The sequence below is a fragment of the Actinoplanes sp. ATCC 53533 genome, from assembly GCF_003947245.1.
In genome coordinates, this window is the sequence record NZ_QHHV01000046.1 from 106606 (window position 1) to 124784 (window position 18179).

Here is an 18179-nt window from a genome sequence, read left to right on the forward strand (position 1 = left end):
CTTGATGGGCGGCACGCGGGCCCGCGGCAGTCAGGTGCGCACACGTCAGTGGGGCAACGGCCCCGTCAGCCCTCGAGGGCCACCGGCACCGGGCGCAGCGTGAGCCGGACCGGGGTGCCGACCGCCAGGTCGGCCAGCAGCTCGCCGCCGACCTGCGCGACGACGACGCTCTCGCCGACCTCGACGGTGACCCGGCTGGTCGGGCCGAGGAACGCCGTGGACAGCACCCGGGCCTCGCCGCCGGGGTCCGGCACGACCCCGACCGACTCCGGGCGCACCAGGGCGGTCACCGCCGGCCCGCTCGCCGATCGCTGGACCAGCGGCAGCCGGGTGCCGAGCACGATGACCTCGTCGCCGTCGAGGTGGCCGGGCAGCCGGTTGCTCAGCCCGACGAAGTCCGCGACGAACGCGCTGGCCGGGCGCAGATATACCTCGGCCGGCGCGGCGAGCTGCTCCAGCCGGCCGGAGCGCATCACCCCGACCCGGTCGGCGATGGCCAGCGCCTCCTCCTGGTCGTGGGTGACGAACAGGGTGGTGGTGCCGACCTCGGTCTGGATCCGGCGGATCTCGTCGCGCAGCTGCACCCGGACCTTGGCGTCCAGCGCGGACAGCGGCTCGTCGAGCAGCAGCACCTGCGGCTCGATCGCCAGGGCCCGGGCGAGGGCCACCCGCTGCTGCTGGCCGCCGGAGAGCTGGTGCGGGTAGCGGGCGGCGTGCGCGCTGATGCCGACCAGCTCCAGCATCGCCGCGGCCCGGTCGCCGCCGGCCCGCTTGCGCAGCTTGAGCCCGAACTGCACATTCTCCAGCGCGGTCAGGTGCGGGAAGAGGCTGTACGCCTGGAAGACCATGCCCATGTCGCGCCGGTTCGCCGGCAGGCCGGTGATGTCCTTGCCGCCGACCAGGACCCGGCCGCCGTCGGCGTCCTCCAGCCCGGCGAGGATGCGCAGGGCCGTGGTCTTGCCGCAGCCGGACGGGCCGAGCAGGGCGATCAGCTCGCCGGGCTCGATGTGCAGGTCCAGCCCGTCCAGGGCGTGCACGGCGCCGAAGGTGCGGCGCAGGTCGTTGAGGTGGACCGCTACGCCGTTCATCGGGACGCCTTCCGTCGATCGCCGAACAGGGACAGCAGCAGCAGGAGCACGAACGCGAGGATCAGCGCGGCCAGCGAGACGGCCACCGACATGGTGGCGCTGCTCTTGCCGAGAAAGTTGATCGCGACCTGCAGGTTGGTGCGGTTGAGCAGCGAGGCGATGGTGAACTCACCCAGCACCAGCGCCACGGTCAGGAACGCCGCGGACAGCACGGCCGACCGGATGTTCGGCAGCACCACCCGGGCCATCACGGTGAACCAGTTCGCGCCGAGGCCGCGGGCGGCCTCGGCGAGCGTCTTGACGTCGATCGCGGAGAGCCCGGCGTCGATCGCCCGGTAGGCGTACGGCAGCACCAGGATCGTGTACGCGAAGGTGAGCGTCAGCGACGAGCCGCCGAGGAAGTAGTTGACCCAGGCGTACACCGGGGCCAGGCCGACCACCAGCACGATCGCCGGGATGGTCAGCGGCAGCAGGCAGATGAACTCGACCAGCGGCCGCAGCCCGGGCAGCCGCAGCCGGACCCAGATCGCGGTCGGCACGAGCAGCACCAGCATCAGCAGCGCGGTCAGCAGCGCCTGGCTCAGCGACGCGACGATCCCGTCGGCCAGGTCGGGGTAGGTCGCGCTGAGCTGCGGCCAGTCGACCAGCAGCGACCAGGTGCCGCTGTCGCCGCGGGTGGTGAACTCCACCATGGCCGCGAGCGGGAGCAGGAAGAACACCCCCATGACGGCGAGCACCGTCCAGCGGAACACCGCCTGCCGGCGGGCCCGGCGTGCCCTCAGCCCAGCCATCGCGCGGTCCTCTTCTGCAGCAGGGCGTACAGGGCCATCACCACGGCGACCACCAGCACCATGCCGAGCGCCATCGCCTTGCCGAGGTTCTCCTGGCCGAGGATGACCTCGCTGGTCAGCGCGCTGCGGATCTGCAGCGGCACGATCGGGTTGCCCTGGCTGACCAGGGCGGCCGCGGTCGCGTACGCGGAGAAGGCGTTGGCGAACAGCAGCAGCGTGGAACCGAGGAACGCGGGCGCGAGCAGCGGCCCCGCGACCCGGGTCCAGTACTGCCAGGTGGTGCCGCCCAGGCTCTCGGTAGCCTCGCGCCACTGTGGACGGATGCCGTCGAGGGCGGGCAGGAACACGATCACCATGAGCGGGATCTGGAAGTAGGTGTAGACCAGCGCCAGCCCCGGAAACTCGAAGAGCCAGACGCCACCGGAGTAGATGTCGACGCCGAGGTGGTCACGCAGGAACACCGTGACGAAGCCGGACAGCCCGATGGTGGCGAGGAAGGCGAACGCCAGCGTGACCCCGCCGAACTGGGCGAGCACGCCGGACGCGGCGGTGACCACGCGCCGCAGCAGCCCGCCGGGCCGGGCGGTGGCCAGGGCGTAGGCCAGCACCGCGCCGAGGACGGCGCCGATGACCGCGGTGATCGCCGAGAGGGCGATGCTGCGCCCGAACGCGTCCAGCACGTACGACTCGCCGAGCGCGGTCACGTTGTCCAGGGTGAAGCCGCCGTCGCCGGCGAACGCGCCGACCGCCACCACCAGGGTGGGGATGATCAGGAAGATCGTGACGTAGGCGAAGAAGGGCACGGTGCCCAGCAGGCTGCGGATGCTGCGCACGCGCAGCCCGCGGCGGGGTGCCCGGACCCGCGGCACGGGGGCCAGCAGGTCCGGGTCTTCCGTGGCGGTGGCCATTGTCAGCCGATGGCCTTGGCCCAGTTGGCCGCCAGGTATTCCTTGGCCTTGGTGGTCTGCGCCTCGGTCGGGTAGACCGGGGTGCCCTCCACCTTGGGCAGCGCGGCGTACGCGGTCTGGTCGACCGTGCCCGCCTTGACCATCGCCTCCAGGCGCACCGGCCGGGCGTTGCCCTTGAGCCACAGGTTCTGGCCCTCGTCGGAGTAGAGGAACTCCTGCCAGAGCCGGGCCGCGGCCGGGTGCGGGGCGTCCTTGCTGATCGCCTGGTGGTAGTACGAGCCGGTGACCGCGCCGGCCGGCACCACGGTCTTCCAGCTGGCCAGCTTGGCGGCCTGGCCGACGTTGAGGTAGTCCCAGTCGAGCACGACCGGGGTCTGCCCGGACTCGATGGTCGTCGGGCTGGGGTCGACCGGCAGGAAGTTGCCGGCCTTCTTCAGCTTGCCGAAGAACTCCACGCCGGGCGCGATGTCGTCGGCGGAGCCGCCGCTGCCCAGCGCCGCCATCAGCACGCCGGCGAACGCGGCGCCGGCCTGGGTCGGGTCGCCGTTGAGCGCGACCTTGCCCTTGTACGCGGGCTTGAGCAGGTCGGCGACGCTCGTCGGGGCGGGCACCTTGGCGCTGTCGTAGCCGATCGACATGTTGCCGCCGTAGTCGTTGGTCCAGGCGCCGTTCGGGTCCTTGAGCGCGTCCGGCACGTCCGCCCAGGTGGCCACCTTGTACGGGGCGAACTTGGCCACGTTGGCGAGCGCCACGGCGGTGCCGAGGTCGAACACGTCGGGCGCCTTGTCCTGGCCCTTGAGCTGGTCGGCGGCGTTGATCTCATCCTGGCTGGAGCCGTCCGGCTGGGCCGAGTTGACCTTGATGGCGTACTTGTCGCCGAAGGCCTTGATGATCGCGCCGTAGTTCGCCCAGTTCGGCGGCAGCGCGATGACGTTGAGCTGGCCCTCCTTCTTGGCGGCCGCGATGAGCGCGTCCATGCCGCCGAGGTCGGCGGCGCTGGCGGCGGTGGCCGCGCCGGTGCCGGTGGAGGCGCTCTCCTTCTCGGGCGGGGAGCAGGCCGTGAGGCCGGCGAAAGTCGTGACCGCCAGCAGGGCCGCGGCGGTTCTGGCAAGGGTCCGCACTGTGGTTCCTCCAAATCATCGGCGCCGCCGTGGGGGCGACACCGCTGTGGATCATGAGAGTACGGGGTGTCGGGCGAGCGGTCGACAGTCGACGATCACGTGTCGGCGGCCTGAATGACAGCCGGCACGAACTGATCGTTCTCCACCGCGCCGCCGCCGTGGGGTTGGGCGAGACGATCACGGGCATAGCCGTACGCGACGCCGCTGCGCGGGTCGGCGAAGCCGAGGGAACCGGCCGCGCCGTAGTGACCGAACGCGGCCGTGCCGAGAAACGGGTAGGGCGTCGTCATGGCCTCGAAGCCGAGGCCGAACTGGTTGCCGGGGCCTCCGGACAGCAGGTCCGGGGCGGGGCCGCCGGCGGTGCCGAAATCGACGGTCGTCGCCGGGCGCAGCAGCGGTTCCCCGCCGTTGAGGCCCGACAGAGCCGCAGCATACAACCGCGCGATGCCGCGCGCGTTGCCAACACCACCGGCCGACGCCTGTCCCTGCGCGCGCACCGTCCGGCTGTTGGCGAAAACGGTCAGATCGGTCGGCGGGTCGGCGTGCAGGTTGAGCGCGATGCCGGTCAGGCTCGCCGGATCCGGTCCCGGGTCGTGGCCCACGGGCGGCCGCAGCGGGTGGAACCGCGGCTCCAGCTCGGCGGGCAGCCCCAGATACAGATCGATGCCGTACGGGGCCCGCACCCGCTGCTCGTAGGTCTGCTGCAGGGACCGGCCGGTCACCCGGCGCACGATCTCCCCGGTCAGCGCCCCGATGACCAGCGCGTGGTAGCCGTAGCCGGAGCCGCGCTGCCAGAACGGCCGCTGCTTGGCCAGCCGCTCGGCGATGATCCGGTCGTCGGCGAGCTCCGCCGGGCCGAACCCGCCGTCCACGCCGATCAGCCCGGCCCGGTGCCCGAGCAACTCACGCACGGTCACGTCGGGGGTGAACTGCGGCCAGTAGTGCCGCACCGATCGGTTGACGTCGATGACGCCGTCCTGCACCAGCAACGCGACGACCAGGAACGCCGCGCCCTTGGTCACCGACAGCAGCCCGGTCAGCGCCTCCGGGTCGACGGTCCAGAGGTCGACGACCGGGCGGCCGTGCCGGTAGACGGCCAGCTGGGCACCGAGCTCGCCGAGCCGGGCCATCTCGGCGGCGAAGCACTCGCGGACCTTCTCGTAGCCGGGGGCGACCGTTCCCTGCACCAGCGACATCGGAGGCCTCCTTCCACCTCCCCCATCGTGACGCAAAACGGGTGCGGAAGTCTCCCCCGCCACGCGGCGGCCCGCGCGGCGCCGTCAGGCGTCCCTGCGCACGACCGCGGCGGCCGCGGCGAGCAGGATCACCAGGGTCCACGCGGCCGGCAGCCACAGGCCGTCGTCGAAGCGGTCCCGGACGAACGGGCCCAGCACGTAGTAGTAGCCGAGCACCACCACGACCCCGGCCAGGGCGTGCCGCAGCACTGTCGCCACTCCCCCGGCCAGCAGCGTGATCAGGACCAGGTAGGCGGCGTCGCCGGTGCCGGCGATGAGCACGGTCACAACCGCGACCGGGGTGGTGACCAGGGCGAGGACGAGCGCCTTGGCCAGCTGCAGGCGGGCGCGGCGGGGCACGCCGAGCAGCGTGGTGCGGAGCTGGCCGCCCTCGTATTCCGACGACGCGGCGAGCACGCCGAGGACCAGGAACCCGGCCCGGACGTACGGGATCGGGTCGGCGTCGTCGGCGACGAGGGCGAGCAGCGCCGTCAGCCCCCAGGTGAGCCCGACGGTCAGCGCCAGGGCGGGCAGGGTCACCAGCTTCAGCAGCTCGGCCCGGGCCGTGGTCACGCGTCGCGCCGGTGGAAGGCGTACCCGGCGGCGCCGAGCACGGCCGCGACCCAGGCCGCCATGACCAGGCCGCCGGTGACCGGGGCCAGGTCGCCCGGGGTGTCCATGTCGTGCAGGTACATCCGCGCGCCGGCCAGGTCCGGCAGGTAGGCCGCCAGCGGCGTGACCTTGGTCAGCAGGTAGCTGAACGAGACCGCCGTGGTGTTCACGATCAGCACGGTCAGCGGCAGGACGCCGCTGCGGGTCAGCAGGGTGATCCCGTACGCCAGCAGCGCGCCCAGCACCCAGTAGACGACCACCCCGGCGATCCGCGGCCCGGCCCCGCCGGTGAGCGCCCCGGCCAGGGCCAACGTCAGCACCGCGCTGAGCGCAGACATCACCGCCACGGTCAGCGTCACCGCGCCGGCCTTGACCGCCAGCAACCGCAGCCGCGACGGCACGCAGACCAGGCTCGTCCTGATCTGCCCGCCCCGGTACTCGCTGCCGGCGGCGATCGTGCCCAGCACCAGCGGCCCGAGCACGCCGACGGTGAGCTCCAGGAAGCCTGTGTCGGTCCCGGCCGGCACGGCCCGCGAGTTGAGGGTGACCAGCAGCGACGGGATGACCAGGCCGAGCGCGGCCGCCACCCACGCCGCCGGCAACCCGGCCAGCTTGAGCAGTTCCGCCCTCACCGCAGCCCCCGCGTCCCGGCCGAGGTGAGCGCGAAGTAGGCGTCCTCCAGGCTCGGATGCGCGCCGGTGACCTCGCTCAGCGTCCCGTCGGCGATGATCCGGCCCCGGTCGATGACGACGACGTCGTCCACCGTCTCGGCGAGCTCGCCCATCAGGTGGCTGGAGAGCAGCACGGTCGCGCCCTCGGCGGCCCGCCGGCGCAGGAACTCCCGCATCCAGCGGATGCCGCCGGCGTCCAGGCCGTTCACCGGCTCGTCGAGCACCAGGATCGCCGGATCGCCGAGCAGCGCCGCCGCGAGCCCGAGCCGCCGGCCCATGCCCAGCGAGTACGAGCCGATCCGCTTGCCGGCGGCCTCCGCCAGGCCGACCAGGTCGAGGACCTCGGTCACCCGCGAGCGGGCCAGCCCGTTGCTGGCGGCGACCCAGCGCAGGTGGGCGCGGCCGGTGCGGGAGCGGTGCGCCCCGCCCTCGTCGAGCAGCGCGCCGACCACCGTCAGCGGGCGCCGCCACGCGGCGAAGGGCCGCCCGGCGATCAGCGCCGTGCCCTGCTGCGCCCGGTCCAGGCCGAGCAGGATGCGCAGGGTGGAGGACTTGCCGGCGCCGTTCGGGCCGAGGAAGCCGGTCACCCGGCCGGGCCGGGCGGTGAAGCCGACGTCGGACAGGATCGTGGTCCGCCCGCGCCGTTTGGTGACGTGCTCGATGGTGATCACGCCACCAGTGAAGGCGAGGCCCGGCCCGGCCACATCGGACCGGGGACCGGACCGCGATATCGGACCCTGGTCCGACGCCGGGCGCGTGGCGCGCACGTAGGGTGCGGGGGTGCAGGAGGTACGGCAGCGGCCCGCCCGCCGGTCCCGGGTCTGGCCGGTCACCGGCGTGGCCCTGGTCGTGCTGGCGCTGATGCTGCTCCTGACCGGCGCCGAGGGCGTGCTGGCGGTGGTGATGCCGTCGCTGATCGCCGTGGGCGCGATCGCGCTGGCGGCCTGGGCGATCCGGCGCAGCCACACCGACCGGGTGGCGTACGAGGCCCGGCTGACCCGCTGGGCGGCCGCGGAGGCCGTGCTGGCGGAGCGGTTGCGCCTCGCCGGGGACCTGCACGACATCGTCTCGCACGGCCTGGGCCTGATCACCGTGCGCGCCGCGGCTGCCCGCCTGAACGGCGATCCCGCCGAGGCCACGGCGGCGCTGGCCGACATCGAGGCCGCCGGCCGCGACGCCACCGCCGAGCTGCGCCGGATGCTGACCGTGCTGCGCACCGCCGGCGACGCCGGGCCGCGGCTGCCGATGGAGGACCTCGGCGGGCTGCCCGCGATCGTGTCCGGCGCGCGGGCCACCGGCGTGCGGGCCCGGCTGACGCTCGATCCGGTCGGCGCGGTGTCGCAGGGGGTGCAGGTGGCGGTCTGCCGGACGGTGCGGGAGGCGCTGCACAATGTGGCCCGGCACGTCGGGCCGAGCGACGTGCGGGTGCATGTGTACCGCGACGGCGACACGGTGGTGACGACCGTGCACGACGGCGGCCCGGACGGCCCGTGGCCGCGCACACCCGGCGCCGGGCACGGCCTCGACGGCCTGCGCGAACGGGCGGCCGGGCTCGGCGGCACCCTGCACGCCGGCCCGGTGGAGAACGGCTTCCGGGTGGTCGCGCGGATCCCCGACCGGGCCGGCGCGTGACCGGCCCCGTACGGGTGCTGCTGGTCGACGACCAGCCGCTGCTGCGCCGCAGCCTCGCGATGATCATCGACAGCGCGCCGGACCTCACCGTGGTCGGCCAGGCCGGTGACGGCGCCGACGCGCTCGCCGTGGCCCGCCGGACCCGGCCGGACGTGGTGCTGATGGACGTCCGGATGCCCCGGCTCGACGGCTTGCAGGCCACCCGGCGGATCTGTGCCGCCCCGGAGCTGGCGGCGACCCGGGTGGTCGTGCTGAGCATGTTCGAACTGGACGAGTACGTGCACGAGGCGCTGCACGCCGGCGCCTCCGGCTTCCTGCTCAAGGATGCCCGGCCGGAGGACCTGATCACCGCGATCCGCCGCACCCACGCCGGCGAGTCGCTGTTCGCGCCGTCCATCCTGACCCGGCTCATCGAGCACTACGTCGCGGTGCCACGCACGCCGCCCCGGCCGGCGCCGCAGCCGCTGACCGCGCGGGAGACCGAGGTGCTGACGCTGATCGGGCGCGGGCTGTCCAACGACCAGATCGCCGGGCGACTGATCATCTCCATCAAGACGGTCAAGACGCACGTGTCGCATCTGCTGGCCAAGCTCGCCGCCCGCGACCGCGCGCACCTGGTGATCGCCGCCTACGACGCCGGCCTGGTCACGCCGCGACCACGCTGAGGCTCCCCAGTCCGCCGATCGCAGCGCGGCGCGGCGTTCGGACAGGGCTTCGTTCATACCCGCCAGAAAGCGGCGGACCAGGGCCGGCTCCGCGTCGCTGCAGGCCGCCATCACGTGGTCGACGCGCTTGCCCGGCCGCGCCGCGCGGCGCGGCCGGATCTCGCGGGAACCGCCCCGGCGGTGCCGGGACAGCCAGCTCACGCTGGTGCGGCTCCGGCACCGTCGCCGCGCTCAGTTCGTGAGCATGCCGCGCAGCAGGCTCTTGCCGGAATGCGCGGCGTTATCGTCGTACGCCTCCGCCGACACGTCAACCAGCCGGTAGCGGTTCAAGTCCGCGCCCGGCGGCAACGGCAGCACCACGTCGGCGGCGCCGGACAGCGCGGCGCCGGAGAGGTTGCCCATCGCCAACATCCTGGCCGGGTTGTCCGGGTCGATCAGCCAGACCTCGTAGTATCCGGTGGTCAGCGGCAGGTCACGCACGTCCAGCCGGAGCCGGTCACCGGCGATGACCTCCGCCGCACCCCCGGCGGCCGGCGGCGCACCGCCCAGCCGGGCCAGGTTCGCCTTCGCGGTCACCGCGGGCGGCGCCGGCCGGTCGATGAAGCGCTGCACCGTGACGGTGCCGGCGACAGCGAGCACCGCCGCCGCCGCCGCTGTCAGCGCGGGCAGGACCCAGCGCCGCGCACGCCGCGCCGGCTGCCGCACGGGAGCGCTGACGGCGGCCTCGATACCGGCCCAGACCCGATCGGGGGGCGGCGGCAGCGCCCGCAGGCCCTGCGTCTCCGCACCCAGCTCGGCGACGTGCCGAAGCTCGTCGATTTCCGCGCCGCACCCTGGGCACTCGGCCAGGTGGACGGCCTCGTCGGTGTCCGCCGCCTGCTCAGAGAGCGCGAGTAGGACCAGCCGATCGGGATCCAGATGCCGCACCGTCCACCTCCCACCGTCGCCGTAGATTCGCCATGCCCCGCCGGATGTGACTCTTGATCGTGCCCAGCGGCAGGCCGGTCAGGGCCGCGATCTGCGGATGGGTGAGGTCGTCGTAGAACGCCAGCTCCAGGCTGCGTCGTTGCTCGGCGGGCAGCCGGGCCAGTGCATCGGCGACGACCAGTCGATCCAGCACCCGTTCAGGGCTCTCCTCCTCCGCGACCGGCTGGGCCCGGACCGTCGTGGCCACCCGTTCCTCGCGGGCCGCCGAGCGCAGCCGGTCGACCGCCTTGCGCCGGGCTATGCCGAGCAACCAGCCGAGCATCCCACCACGTTCCGGATCGAACGTAGCGCGACCCTGCCAGGCCGCCACGAAGGTCGTCTGCGTGACGTCCTCCGCGTCGGCGCGGTTGCCCAGCAGGCGTACGCCTAGGTAGAGCACCGCCCCGCCGAAGCGGTCGTACGCGAGGCGGAGCGCCTGCTCGTCGCCGGCCCGGAAGCGTTCGGCGAGTTCGTCGTCGGGACTCATCGGCCTCCTCTCCACCTGCTCATTCGCTCCCTCACCGCGCCGTGGACGCACCGGGATCAATTTTTCTCAGATGCATCTAGCCGCTACGAGCCGAACGAAACCACCGGATGTCCGACCGACCACGAACTCGCAAGGAGAAATTCGATGCGCTTCCTGCCCCTGCGTCGCGGCACCGCTGTCGGCGCGGCCGCACTGGTCACCTTCTGCGGTCTCGGTGCGCTGACCGCGACCCCGGCCTTCGCCGCCACCTCACAGGTCTCCGTCGTGCACGGCATTCCCGGGCAGAACGTCGATGTCTACGTCAACGGCGAGAAGACCCTGCCGGACTTCGCACCCGGCAAGGTCGCGGGCCCGCTGTCGCTGGCGGAGGGCAGCTACGACCTCGTGCTGACCAAGCCCGGCGACGACATCGGTCAGGCCCTGCTCAAGGTGGACGACGCGGAGATCCCGGGCGGTGCGAACATCAGCCTCGTGGCGCACCTCAGCGCTGACGGCACGCCGACGCTGACCCCGTTCCCGAACGACGTCAGCAAGGTCGACGCCGGCCAGGCCCGGATCATCGTGCGGCACACCGCGGCGGCCCCCGCCGTCGACGTGCGCGCGGCCGGCGAGCCGGTCTTCGAGAACCTGACCAACCCGAAGGAGGCCAAGGCCGACCTGCCCGCGGGCGACGTCGAGGCCGATGTCGTGCTGGCCGGCACCGACACCGTGGCCGTCGGGCCGGCGGACCTGAACCTCAAGGAGGGCACCGCGACGATCGTCTACGCCGTCGGCTCGGCCGAGGACAAGTCCCTCGACCTGGTGACGCAGTCGATCACCGGGCTGCACTCCGCACCGGGCGGCGTGCCCAGCGGCAGCGGTGGCCGGGCCGATGGTGGCCTGAGCCCCGCCTGGTACGGGATCGCGGCAGCCGGTCTGCTGATGCTGGCCCTCGGCGCGCGCCGGTCGGTGCTGGGCAGCCGATGACGCTCGGATCGTCGGGCGCGTCCCGCGAGGGGCGCGCCCGGCTCCTCATCGGCTGCGGGCTGGTGGTGATCGTCGTGGCGGGCGTGGCCGCATACCGGTCGCGGCCCGAGCCGACTGTCGGCGGCACCGCGGTCGCCGCCCTTGAGTCAGCGCCGGCCGCGGCGTCGGCCCCGGCCGCGCCGACCGGCTCGTCGGCTGCTCCCCGGGAGGCGGCACCAGCCGACGAGGTCGTTCCGGCGCGGTTGCGGGTCCCCGCGCTCAAGCTCGATGTCACCGTCGCCGCCGTCGGCGTCGATGCCGAGACCGGTGAGCTCGCCGTCCCACCGAGCGTCGACCGGGTCGGCTGGTACCGCTTCGGCCCGGGAGTCACCGCCAGGGCCGGGTCGATCGTCGTCGCGGGTCACGTGGACAGCGCGGACCAGGGCAGGGGTGCCTTCTTCCGGCTGAGCCGCCTGGCTCCGGGCGACACGATGACGCTGGCCGGTCCGGACGGCGCGGACCGCGCCTTCGAGGTGGTGGCCCGTGAGCGCTATCGCAAGACGCGCATTCCGCTGGACAGGTACTTCGCCCGCGACGGTGCGCCCCGGCTGACGCTGATCACCTGCGGCGGGCCGTTCGACGCGAAGACCCGGCACTACCGGGACAACATCGTCGTCACGGCGAAACCGACGTCCTGACCATTGATCCACCCGCCCGGGTGACGCCCGGGCGGGTTGTCCGCCGGTAGGCTCACCGCACCGATCCCCCTCCCCCGCACCTCCACCGTTCGGTGGAGGTCGGACATCGACCGAACGGGGGAGGTCGGGAGTTCGGAATGGGACCCATATTTTTGCATTAATTTGGGCTCAAGAAAGCCTCAATTTTCGCTGGGAAATTGGTGTTAAATGGCGGCTGCTCCTAACCTCTGCATGCCGGCACCGCCCAGAACGGCACATGACCTGGTGGGGCCGGAAAATCCGCCACCAAACGGTTACAGAAGAGGTGCCACCCATGCGCAGGCCGACACGTCGTCGGGCCGCCCAACGCCGGGGCCCGGACCGTCGCATCATCGCCGCAGTCGCCGTACTGGTCGCGTTCGGCGGGGTGATCGGTATCACCCAGATCTCCAACGCGGACGAGAGCAAGACCGTGGCCTGCGAGGCCCCCGCCGCCGCACCGGCCGCGCCGGCCGGCAAGAACGCCGCGACGGACCCGAAGGTCGGCACCTACACCGACAAGGACGGCGACGTCCAGCACAAGGGCGACGGGCAGCTCGCCAAGGGTGAGAAGGCCCCCGCGCCGAAGCCCGTCGAGGAATGCGTCACCGGCAAGACCAAGGTCAAGCAGGTCAACGGACTGCAGATTCTCGCGAACAGCTGCGAGGACAGCGACCTGGACGCGCACGACGGCTTCCAGAAGGGCAACCGCTGCGTCTCCACCGAATTCGGTGAGGTCGGCGACCAGAGCAGGAACCCGACGCTGCTGATCACGGAATTCCCCAAGTCGGTCAAGGCGAACACCCCGTTCACGCTGAAGGTCAGCACCCGCAACCTGGTCCGCGACCGCTTCCTCGCGGCCGGGCAGGGCGGCTACTACGTGGAGAGCTCGCTGCTCACCGCCGAGGGCCTGGTCCGCGGCCACTTCCACACCGCCTGCCGGATGCTGTCCAGCACCAGCGAGGCGGTCGACCCGGCGCCGGCGCCGGCGTTCTTCGTGGCGACCGAGGACAAGCGCGGCGGCGCGCAGCCCGACACCGTGACCATCCGGGTGCCGGGGCTGCCGCAGGAAGGCATCGCGCAGTGCGCCTCGTGGGCCGGTGACGGTTCGCACCGCGTACCGATGATGCAGCGCGCCAACCAGACCCCGGCCTTCGACGCGGTGCGCGTCAAGGTCGAGGGCGGCGACCAGGACGAGGAACCGCCCGCCGACGACGACGGCGACAACGGTGGGAACAACGGCGGCAACGGGAACAACGGCAACGGCGGGAACAACGGCGGCGACAACGGCAACGATGACGGCGACAACGGCAACGGGAACAACGGCAACGGGGACAACGGCGGCAACGATGACGGGGACGACGGCGCTGAGCCGACCCCCGGCGCCACCGCGACCCCGCGGACCGGAGACGGCGCCACGCCGCCCAAGACCGGCACCGTGACGATCCCGCCGAGGAACGACGCCGAGGCGCCGAAGCCGGCCAAGACCACCAAGCCCGCGACGGCGAGCGACGACGAGCCGGCCGACGACGACAACGCCGCAGCGGACGACCAGGCGCAGGCCGTGGACGGCGAGACCACCAAGCCGGCCACCACCAAGAAGCGGATCGCCCCGGCCACCGAGGAGCCGGCCGCCGACGTCGTGGCGGACGACAGCGACGACGGCGCGCCGGACCTGCAGGCGGTGCAGAACGTGCAGACCGGTGACGACTCGAAGCTGGCGCTGACCGGCGCGAACTCGATGACGTTCATCATCGGCGGGGCGCTGCTGATGCTCTGCGGCGTGGTGGTGCTCCGCGCGACCCGGCGCCGCCGGGCGGTCGACCGGGACTGACAGCGGTACGGTTCGGGCCCGCCACCGGCCGCCGAGTCCACTCAGGACCTCAGATGCTAGATCTTGGGTGTTCCGAACCGGTAGGTTGCGCGCATGGAGGCATTTGATCAGCTCGCCGAGCTCTACCAGGGCGAGCACAGCCACAACCCGTTCCAGGCCGCGCTGGTCGAGAAGGTCGCCGCGCTGGTGCCGGTGACCTCGCCGATCCTCGATCTGGGCTGCGGCACCGGCGTGCCGACCGCGCGGATCCTCACCGGCTCCGGGCACCGCGTCGTCGGCGTGGACATCTCCGAGGGCATGCTCAAGCTGGCCCGCGAGCAGGTTCCGGCCGCCGAGTTCGTGCGCGCGGACTTCCGCGAGCTGAACGGCGACCTCGGCACCTTCGGGGCCGTCACCGCGTTCTTCTCGCTGCTCATGCTGAGCCGCGCCGAGATCAAGCAGACCCTGACCAAGATCGCCGACCACCTGGAGCCCGGCGGCTGGTTCGCGCTGGGCATGGTCGACCTGGACGCCGACAGCCTGCCGGTGGAGTTCCTCGGCGTGCCGGTGTTCGTGACCGGCTACCCGCAGGACCAGCTCGCCGAGAGACTGACCGAGGCCGGCTTCCGCGTCGAGAGCATCGAGACGGTGCTGTTCACCCCGACCGGCACCCCGCCGGAGAGCCAGATCTTCGCCCTGGCCCAGCTACCCGCCTGACACCGGCCGCGCGGCGCCGCTCGGCTCGCCGCTCGCCTGGCACCGGCGAACGGGCCCTGAGGCGTGCCCCCGTCACCACGCCCACGCCTCAGGGCCCGGGCCGCCGTTGCCGACGGGCGGGAAGATCCGGTCCAGCTCGTCCACGGTCGCCGCGGAGAGCTCGGTGTCGAGCGCGAGCAACGGCAGGTCGAGTTGCTCAGGCGTGCGCGGGCCGAGCACCGGCGCGGTGACCCCGGGCCGCGACAGCAGCCAGGCCAGCGCGACCGTGGCCGGCTCCTGGCCGAGCCCGGCGCACAGCTTCTCGAACTGTTCGAGCGCCGCGCGGTGCGGCTCGACCCGCTCCGGCGCGTGCAGGACGCTGCGGCCGGCGATCCCCTCGCGCTGCTTGCGCAGCGCGCCGGACAGGGCGCCGAAGTGCAGCGGCGAGTACGGCAGGATGCCGATGCCCAGCTCCCGGGCGGCCGGCAACACCTCCATTTCGACGTGCCGGGTGAGCAGGTTGTACTTGGGCTGCTCGCTGACCAGCCCCAGATAGTGGCGCCGGTCGGCGGCGGCCTGGGCCCGGGCCAGATGCCAGCCGGCGAAGTTCGACGAGCCCGCGTACCGGATCTTGCCCTGGCCGGTGAGCGTCTCCATCGCCTGCCAGATCTCCTCCCACGGGGTGTCCCGCTGGATGTGGTGCAGCTGAAAGAGATCGATCCAGTCGGTGCGCAGCCGGCGCAACGACGCCTCGCAGGAGGCGATGATGTGCCGGGCGGAGAGGCCGCCGTCGTTGGGCCAGTCGCTCATCGGCTGGTAGACCTTGGTGGCGAGCACGACCTTGTCGCGGGCGCCGGACCGGTCGAACCAGCTCCCGATGAACCGCTCGCTGAGCCCGTCGCCGGTCTCCCGCCCGTACATGTTGGCGGTGTCGACGAAGTTGATCCCCGCGCCGAGCGCGCGGTCGAGGACGGCGTGCGACTCCGGCTCGCCGATCTGCCAGCCGAAATTCATGGTGCCGACGCAGAGCCGGCTGACCCGCAGACCGGTACGGCCGAGCTGAACGTATCGCATGGCGGAAACCGTAAGGTCGCCGGCGCGTTGGCCCGAGCCGTTCGACCGTGCTCGAATGGTCGAATGATCCGGCTCGCATTCGCCCCCGCCGACCTCGCGGGCGTCCGGTTCGCCCACTCCCCGATGGTCGAGGTGATCGCCAGCAGCGTGGCACTGACCAAACCGGACCAGTTCTGGATGTACGCCTCGTGGCGTGCCCAGGTGCGCCCGGCGCTGGCCGCCGCCCGGCTGGAGACCTTCCGGGCGGTGCTGGCCCGCCCGCGCGGCTGGATGCCGGACTTCCTGACCCCGGTGCCCGCCGTCGCCCGGCCCCTGCTGCGCGACGAGCTCGCGACGGTCGCGGCCACCCCGCTCGATCAGGTGGCGGCCGAGGTGGCCTACGCGTGGCGCGGGATCGCGGACGTGCCGCCGGTCATCGCGCGCTTCGACCGGGATCCGGCGGGCGGGCTCGCGGTGCTGCTGCGGGAGATCCGGCAGTACTTCGAGCTGGCGGTGGCGCCGTACTGGCCGCGGCTGCGCGCGGCGGCCGAGGCGGAGATCGCCCACCGCGCCCGGTCGGCGGCCGAGGACGGTCCCCGGGCCCTGGTTCGGTCCCTGCACCCGACACTGAGCTGGGACGAGACCTCGCTGCGGATCGGGCACGGCGACGACGCGGTGGACTTCGGCCTGGACGGCCACGGGCTGACGCTGATGCCGTCGGGCTTCGCCGGGCCGAAGGTGTTCGCGATGACGGAGCCGACGCAGGGGCGCGCGTTGTGGTATCCGCCGCGGGGCTACGGCACGCTGTGGGACGGCACCGGGCGGGTCGCGCCGTCGGCGGCGCTGGCGGCGCTGCTCGGCCCGACCCGCGCGGCGGTGCTGACCCTACTGGCGGTGCCGCACAGCACCGGCGAGGTGGCGGCGGAGCTGGGCCTGGCGGCGGCGACGGCGTCCCATCACCTGACCACCTTGCGCGACGCGGGCCTGATCGCCGGCTCGCGGGTCGGGCGGAAGCTGGAATACCTGCGCACGGGACTGGGCGAGCAGCTGGGTGGTGGCGCGGGCTGATCCCCACCGGGGCTGGTCACAGCGCCGCGCTGCACGCCCTGGTCTTCCGGTCGGTCCCGGCGTCGGGCTGGTGCCCGGCGGTATTCCGGGAGGTGCGCTTGTCGCGCGGCAGCAGGATCCCGACCAGCACGGTGCCGACCGCCAGGATCACCACGCCGACCAGGCTGGTGTAGGCCACGGCGTCGGCGAAGGAGGAGCCGACCGCCTCGGCCATCTGCCGTGCGCCGTCGGCGAGTTGGTCGGCCTGGGTCTTCAGCTGCGCGGCCTGTTCGGCGTTGCCGGCGGTCGCGGCCCGCTCCCCGAGCTGCCGCGCCTGGTCGCCGATGTCCCGGGCGACGGCGTACCCGGCACCGACCGAGTCCTGTGCCTGGCTCAACGCCTCGGCCGGGAGCCGGCTGCCCGTGGTGGCGTCGGACAGGTGTGCGGCGTACGAGGTGGACAGCAGCGAGCCGAGGATGGCGATGCCGATCGCGCCGCCGAGCTCCGTCGAGGTGTCGTTGACCGCGCTGCCCACGCCCAGCTCCGACTCCGGGAAGGCACTCATGATCGCGTCGGTGCAGGGTGCGAGGGCCAGGCCGATCGCGAGTCCCAGGATGATCAGGGGCGCCACGAGATCCCCGTACGAGGATGCCGCGTCGACCTGGGTGAGCAGCACGAGCGCTGCCGTGCCGCCGAGCATGCCGACCAGGATCGTGATCCGCATGCCGAGCTTCGGGGTGAGATAGCCGGTCAGCGCGGAGCCGGCGAAGACCGCCCCGGCGAGCGGCAGCATGCGCAGGCCGGTCGCGAGCGCGTCGTGTCCCAGGACGAACTGCAGATACTGGGTGAGGTAGAAGAAGGCGCCGAAGACCACCAGGAAGAACAGCACGACGGCGAGGTTGGCGCCGGTGAACCGGCGGTTGGCGAAGCGGCGCATGTCGAGGAGCGGGTGCGGGTGGCGGAGTTCCCAGAGCACGAACGCCACGAGCCCGGCGCCGGCGACGGCCGTGGCCGTGATCGCCCTGGTGTCCCAGCCGGAGTACGGGACCTCGATGAGGGTGTAGACCAGCGCGCTGATCCACACCACCGACAACAGCCCGCCGATGTAGTCGATCCGGTGCTGCCGCACGGCCCGGGACGGCGGCACCAGGACCAGCGCGCCGACGACGGCGAGCCCGACCACCGGAACGTTGATCAGGAACGTGGCCGACCAGGTGTAGTGCGCCAGCAGCAGGCCCGCGACCAGCGGTCCGGCCGCGATGGCGAACCCGGCGGTGGCCGTCCACAGGGTGATCGCCTTGGTCCGCTCGGCGCGCGGGAAGGTCGCGGCGAGCAGGGAGAGCGTGGCCGGCATGATGAGCGCCGCGCCGACGCCCATCACGGCGCGGGCCGCGATGACTCCCACCGCGCCGTCGACGAGTGCGCCCAGCACGGCGCCTCCGCCGAAGATGACGAGCCCGAGAATGAGCGCGCCGCGCCGGCTGTATCTGTCGCCGATCGCGGCGAACAGCAGCATCAGGGCGGCGTACGGGATGGTGTAGCCGTCGATGACCCACTGCAGGTCGCTGCTGGACAGGCCGAGGTCCGCCGTCATCGAGGGCGCGGCGACCGTGAGGGCGGTGTTGGCCATCACGATCATCAACAGGCTCAGGCAGAGCACCAGCAGCGCCCACCAGCGCCGGGGGTAGGGCCCGGCCATCTTCTCCACCGGTTCGTTCATGACGAGACGCATG

19 protein-coding genes are annotated in these 18179 nt (G+C 72.8%); 7 read left to right on the plus strand and 12 right to left on the minus strand.

Features of this window, described 5'->3' with window-relative positions:
• Window positions 1-65: 65 nt before the first annotated feature.
• The 8 genes from DMB66_RS16415 to DMB66_RS16450 all read right to left on the minus strand — a co-directional run bounded on the left by DMB66_RS16415 (window position 66) and on the right by DMB66_RS16450 (window position 7097).
• Entirely contained in the window at window positions 66-1088 is a 1023-nt protein-coding gene (locus DMB66_RS16415) for an ABC transporter ATP-binding protein (protein WP_125804945.1), read from the minus strand.
• A complete protein-coding gene (locus DMB66_RS16420) occupies window positions 1085-1879 on the minus strand; it encodes an ABC transporter permease (RefSeq protein WP_125804946.1) in 795 nt (264 codons plus the stop codon). Before DMB66_RS16420 ends, DMB66_RS16415 begins: the two co-directional genes overlap by 4 nt.
• Window positions 1867-2787: an ABC transporter permease subunit gene (locus DMB66_RS16425; RefSeq protein ID WP_199752400.1), complete on the minus strand. Its 921-nt coding sequence runs from the start codon at window positions 2785-2787 to the stop codon at window positions 1867-1869. The genes DMB66_RS16420 and DMB66_RS16425 overlap by 13 nt, the downstream gene beginning before the upstream one ends.
• A 2-nt stretch (window positions 2788-2789) precedes the next feature.
• On the minus strand, window positions 2790-3908 hold the full coding sequence (locus DMB66_RS16430; protein WP_125804947.1) for an ABC transporter substrate-binding protein: 1119 nt from the start codon (window positions 3906-3908) through the stop codon (window positions 2790-2792).
• Window positions 3909-4003: 95 nt separating this feature from the next.
• The gene (locus tag DMB66_RS16435) at window positions 4004-5104 is read right to left on the minus strand and encodes a serine hydrolase domain-containing protein (RefSeq protein WP_125804948.1); all 1101 of its coding nucleotides are present in this window, start codon (window positions 5102-5104) and stop codon (window positions 4004-4006) included.
• A gap of 84 nt (window positions 5105-5188) precedes the next feature.
• Window positions 5189-5716 (minus strand): hypothetical protein, encoded by a 528-nt coding sequence (locus DMB66_RS16440; RefSeq protein ID WP_125804949.1) that lies wholly within the window; start codon window positions 5714-5716, stop codon window positions 5189-5191.
• A complete protein-coding gene (locus DMB66_RS16445; protein ID WP_125804950.1) occupies window positions 5713-6387 on the minus strand; it encodes an ABC transporter permease in 675 nt (224 codons plus the stop codon). Before DMB66_RS16445 ends, DMB66_RS16440 begins: the two co-directional genes overlap by 4 nt.
• Window positions 6384-7097, minus strand: coding sequence for an ABC transporter ATP-binding protein (locus DMB66_RS16450; RefSeq protein ID WP_125804951.1), 714 nt, complete (start codon window positions 7095-7097; stop codon window positions 6384-6386). The genes DMB66_RS16445 and DMB66_RS16450 overlap by 4 nt, the downstream gene beginning before the upstream one ends.
• A gap of 109 nt (window positions 7098-7206) precedes the next feature.
• On the opposite strand from DMB66_RS16450, the gene DMB66_RS16455 reads away from it, so the two are divergent.
• Complete coding sequence (locus DMB66_RS16455; protein WP_125804952.1) at window positions 7207-8058, plus strand: sensor histidine kinase; 852 nt, start codon at window positions 7207-7209, stop codon at window positions 8056-8058.
• A 20-nt stretch (window positions 8059-8078) separates the two neighbouring features.
• Window positions 8079-8723 (plus strand): response regulator transcription factor, encoded by a 645-nt coding sequence (locus DMB66_RS16460; RefSeq protein WP_255440779.1) that lies wholly within the window; start codon window positions 8079-8081, stop codon window positions 8721-8723.
• Between the two features lie 231 nt (window positions 8724-8954).
• Here DMB66_RS16460 and DMB66_RS16465 read toward each other — a convergent pair whose 3' ends face one another.
• Window positions 8955-9650 (minus strand): anti-sigma factor, encoded by a 696-nt coding sequence (locus DMB66_RS16465; protein ID WP_125804954.1) that lies wholly within the window; start codon window positions 9648-9650, stop codon window positions 8955-8957.
• Window positions 9604-10176 carry an RNA polymerase sigma factor gene (locus DMB66_RS16470; protein ID WP_125804955.1) on the minus strand — a complete coding sequence of 191 codons (573 nt, stop codon included), beginning with the start codon at window positions 10174-10176 and terminating at the stop codon, window positions 9604-9606. The genes DMB66_RS16465 and DMB66_RS16470 overlap by 47 nt, the downstream gene beginning before the upstream one ends.
• Window positions 10177-10320: 144 nt before the next feature.
• Between DMB66_RS16470 and DMB66_RS16475 the strand changes: the two genes are divergently transcribed.
• The 4 genes from DMB66_RS16475 (at window position 10321) to DMB66_RS16495 (ending at window position 14367) form a co-directional block, all read left to right on the plus strand.
• Window positions 10321-11142 (plus strand): DUF4397 domain-containing protein, encoded by an 822-nt coding sequence (locus DMB66_RS16475; RefSeq protein ID WP_125804956.1) that lies wholly within the window; start codon window positions 10321-10323, stop codon window positions 11140-11142.
• Entirely contained in the window at window positions 11139-11819 is a 681-nt protein-coding gene (locus DMB66_RS16480) for a class F sortase (protein WP_125804957.1), read from the plus strand. Before DMB66_RS16475 ends, DMB66_RS16480 begins: the two co-directional genes overlap by 4 nt.
• Before the next feature lie 313 nt (window positions 11820-12132).
• On the plus strand, window positions 12133-13671 hold the full coding sequence (locus DMB66_RS63745) for a hypothetical protein (RefSeq protein ID WP_233624601.1): 1539 nt from the start codon (window positions 12133-12135) through the stop codon (window positions 13669-13671).
• A 93-nt stretch (window positions 13672-13764) separates the two neighbouring features.
• Window positions 13765-14367, plus strand: a complete 603-nt coding sequence (locus DMB66_RS16495) for a class I SAM-dependent methyltransferase (protein WP_125804958.1) — start codon at window positions 13765-13767, stop codon at window positions 14365-14367.
• 72 nt (window positions 14368-14439) lie between these two features.
• Here DMB66_RS16495 and DMB66_RS16500 read toward each other — a convergent pair whose 3' ends face one another.
• Window positions 14440-15420, minus strand: coding sequence for an aldo/keto reductase (locus DMB66_RS16500; protein WP_125804959.1), 981 nt, complete (start codon window positions 15418-15420; stop codon window positions 14440-14442).
• 63 nt (window positions 15421-15483) lie between these two features.
• Between DMB66_RS16500 and DMB66_RS16505 the strand changes: the two genes are divergently transcribed.
• A complete protein-coding gene (locus tag DMB66_RS16505; RefSeq protein ID WP_125804960.1) occupies window positions 15484-16467 on the plus strand; it encodes a helix-turn-helix domain-containing protein in 984 nt (327 codons plus the stop codon).
• 16 nt (window positions 16468-16483) lie between these two features.
• Here DMB66_RS16505 and DMB66_RS16510 read toward each other — a convergent pair whose 3' ends face one another.
• Window positions 16484-18166, minus strand: coding sequence for an MFS transporter (locus DMB66_RS16510; protein ID WP_199752401.1), 1683 nt, complete (start codon window positions 18164-18166; stop codon window positions 16484-16486).
• Between the last annotated feature and the right edge of the window lie 13 nt (window positions 18167-18179).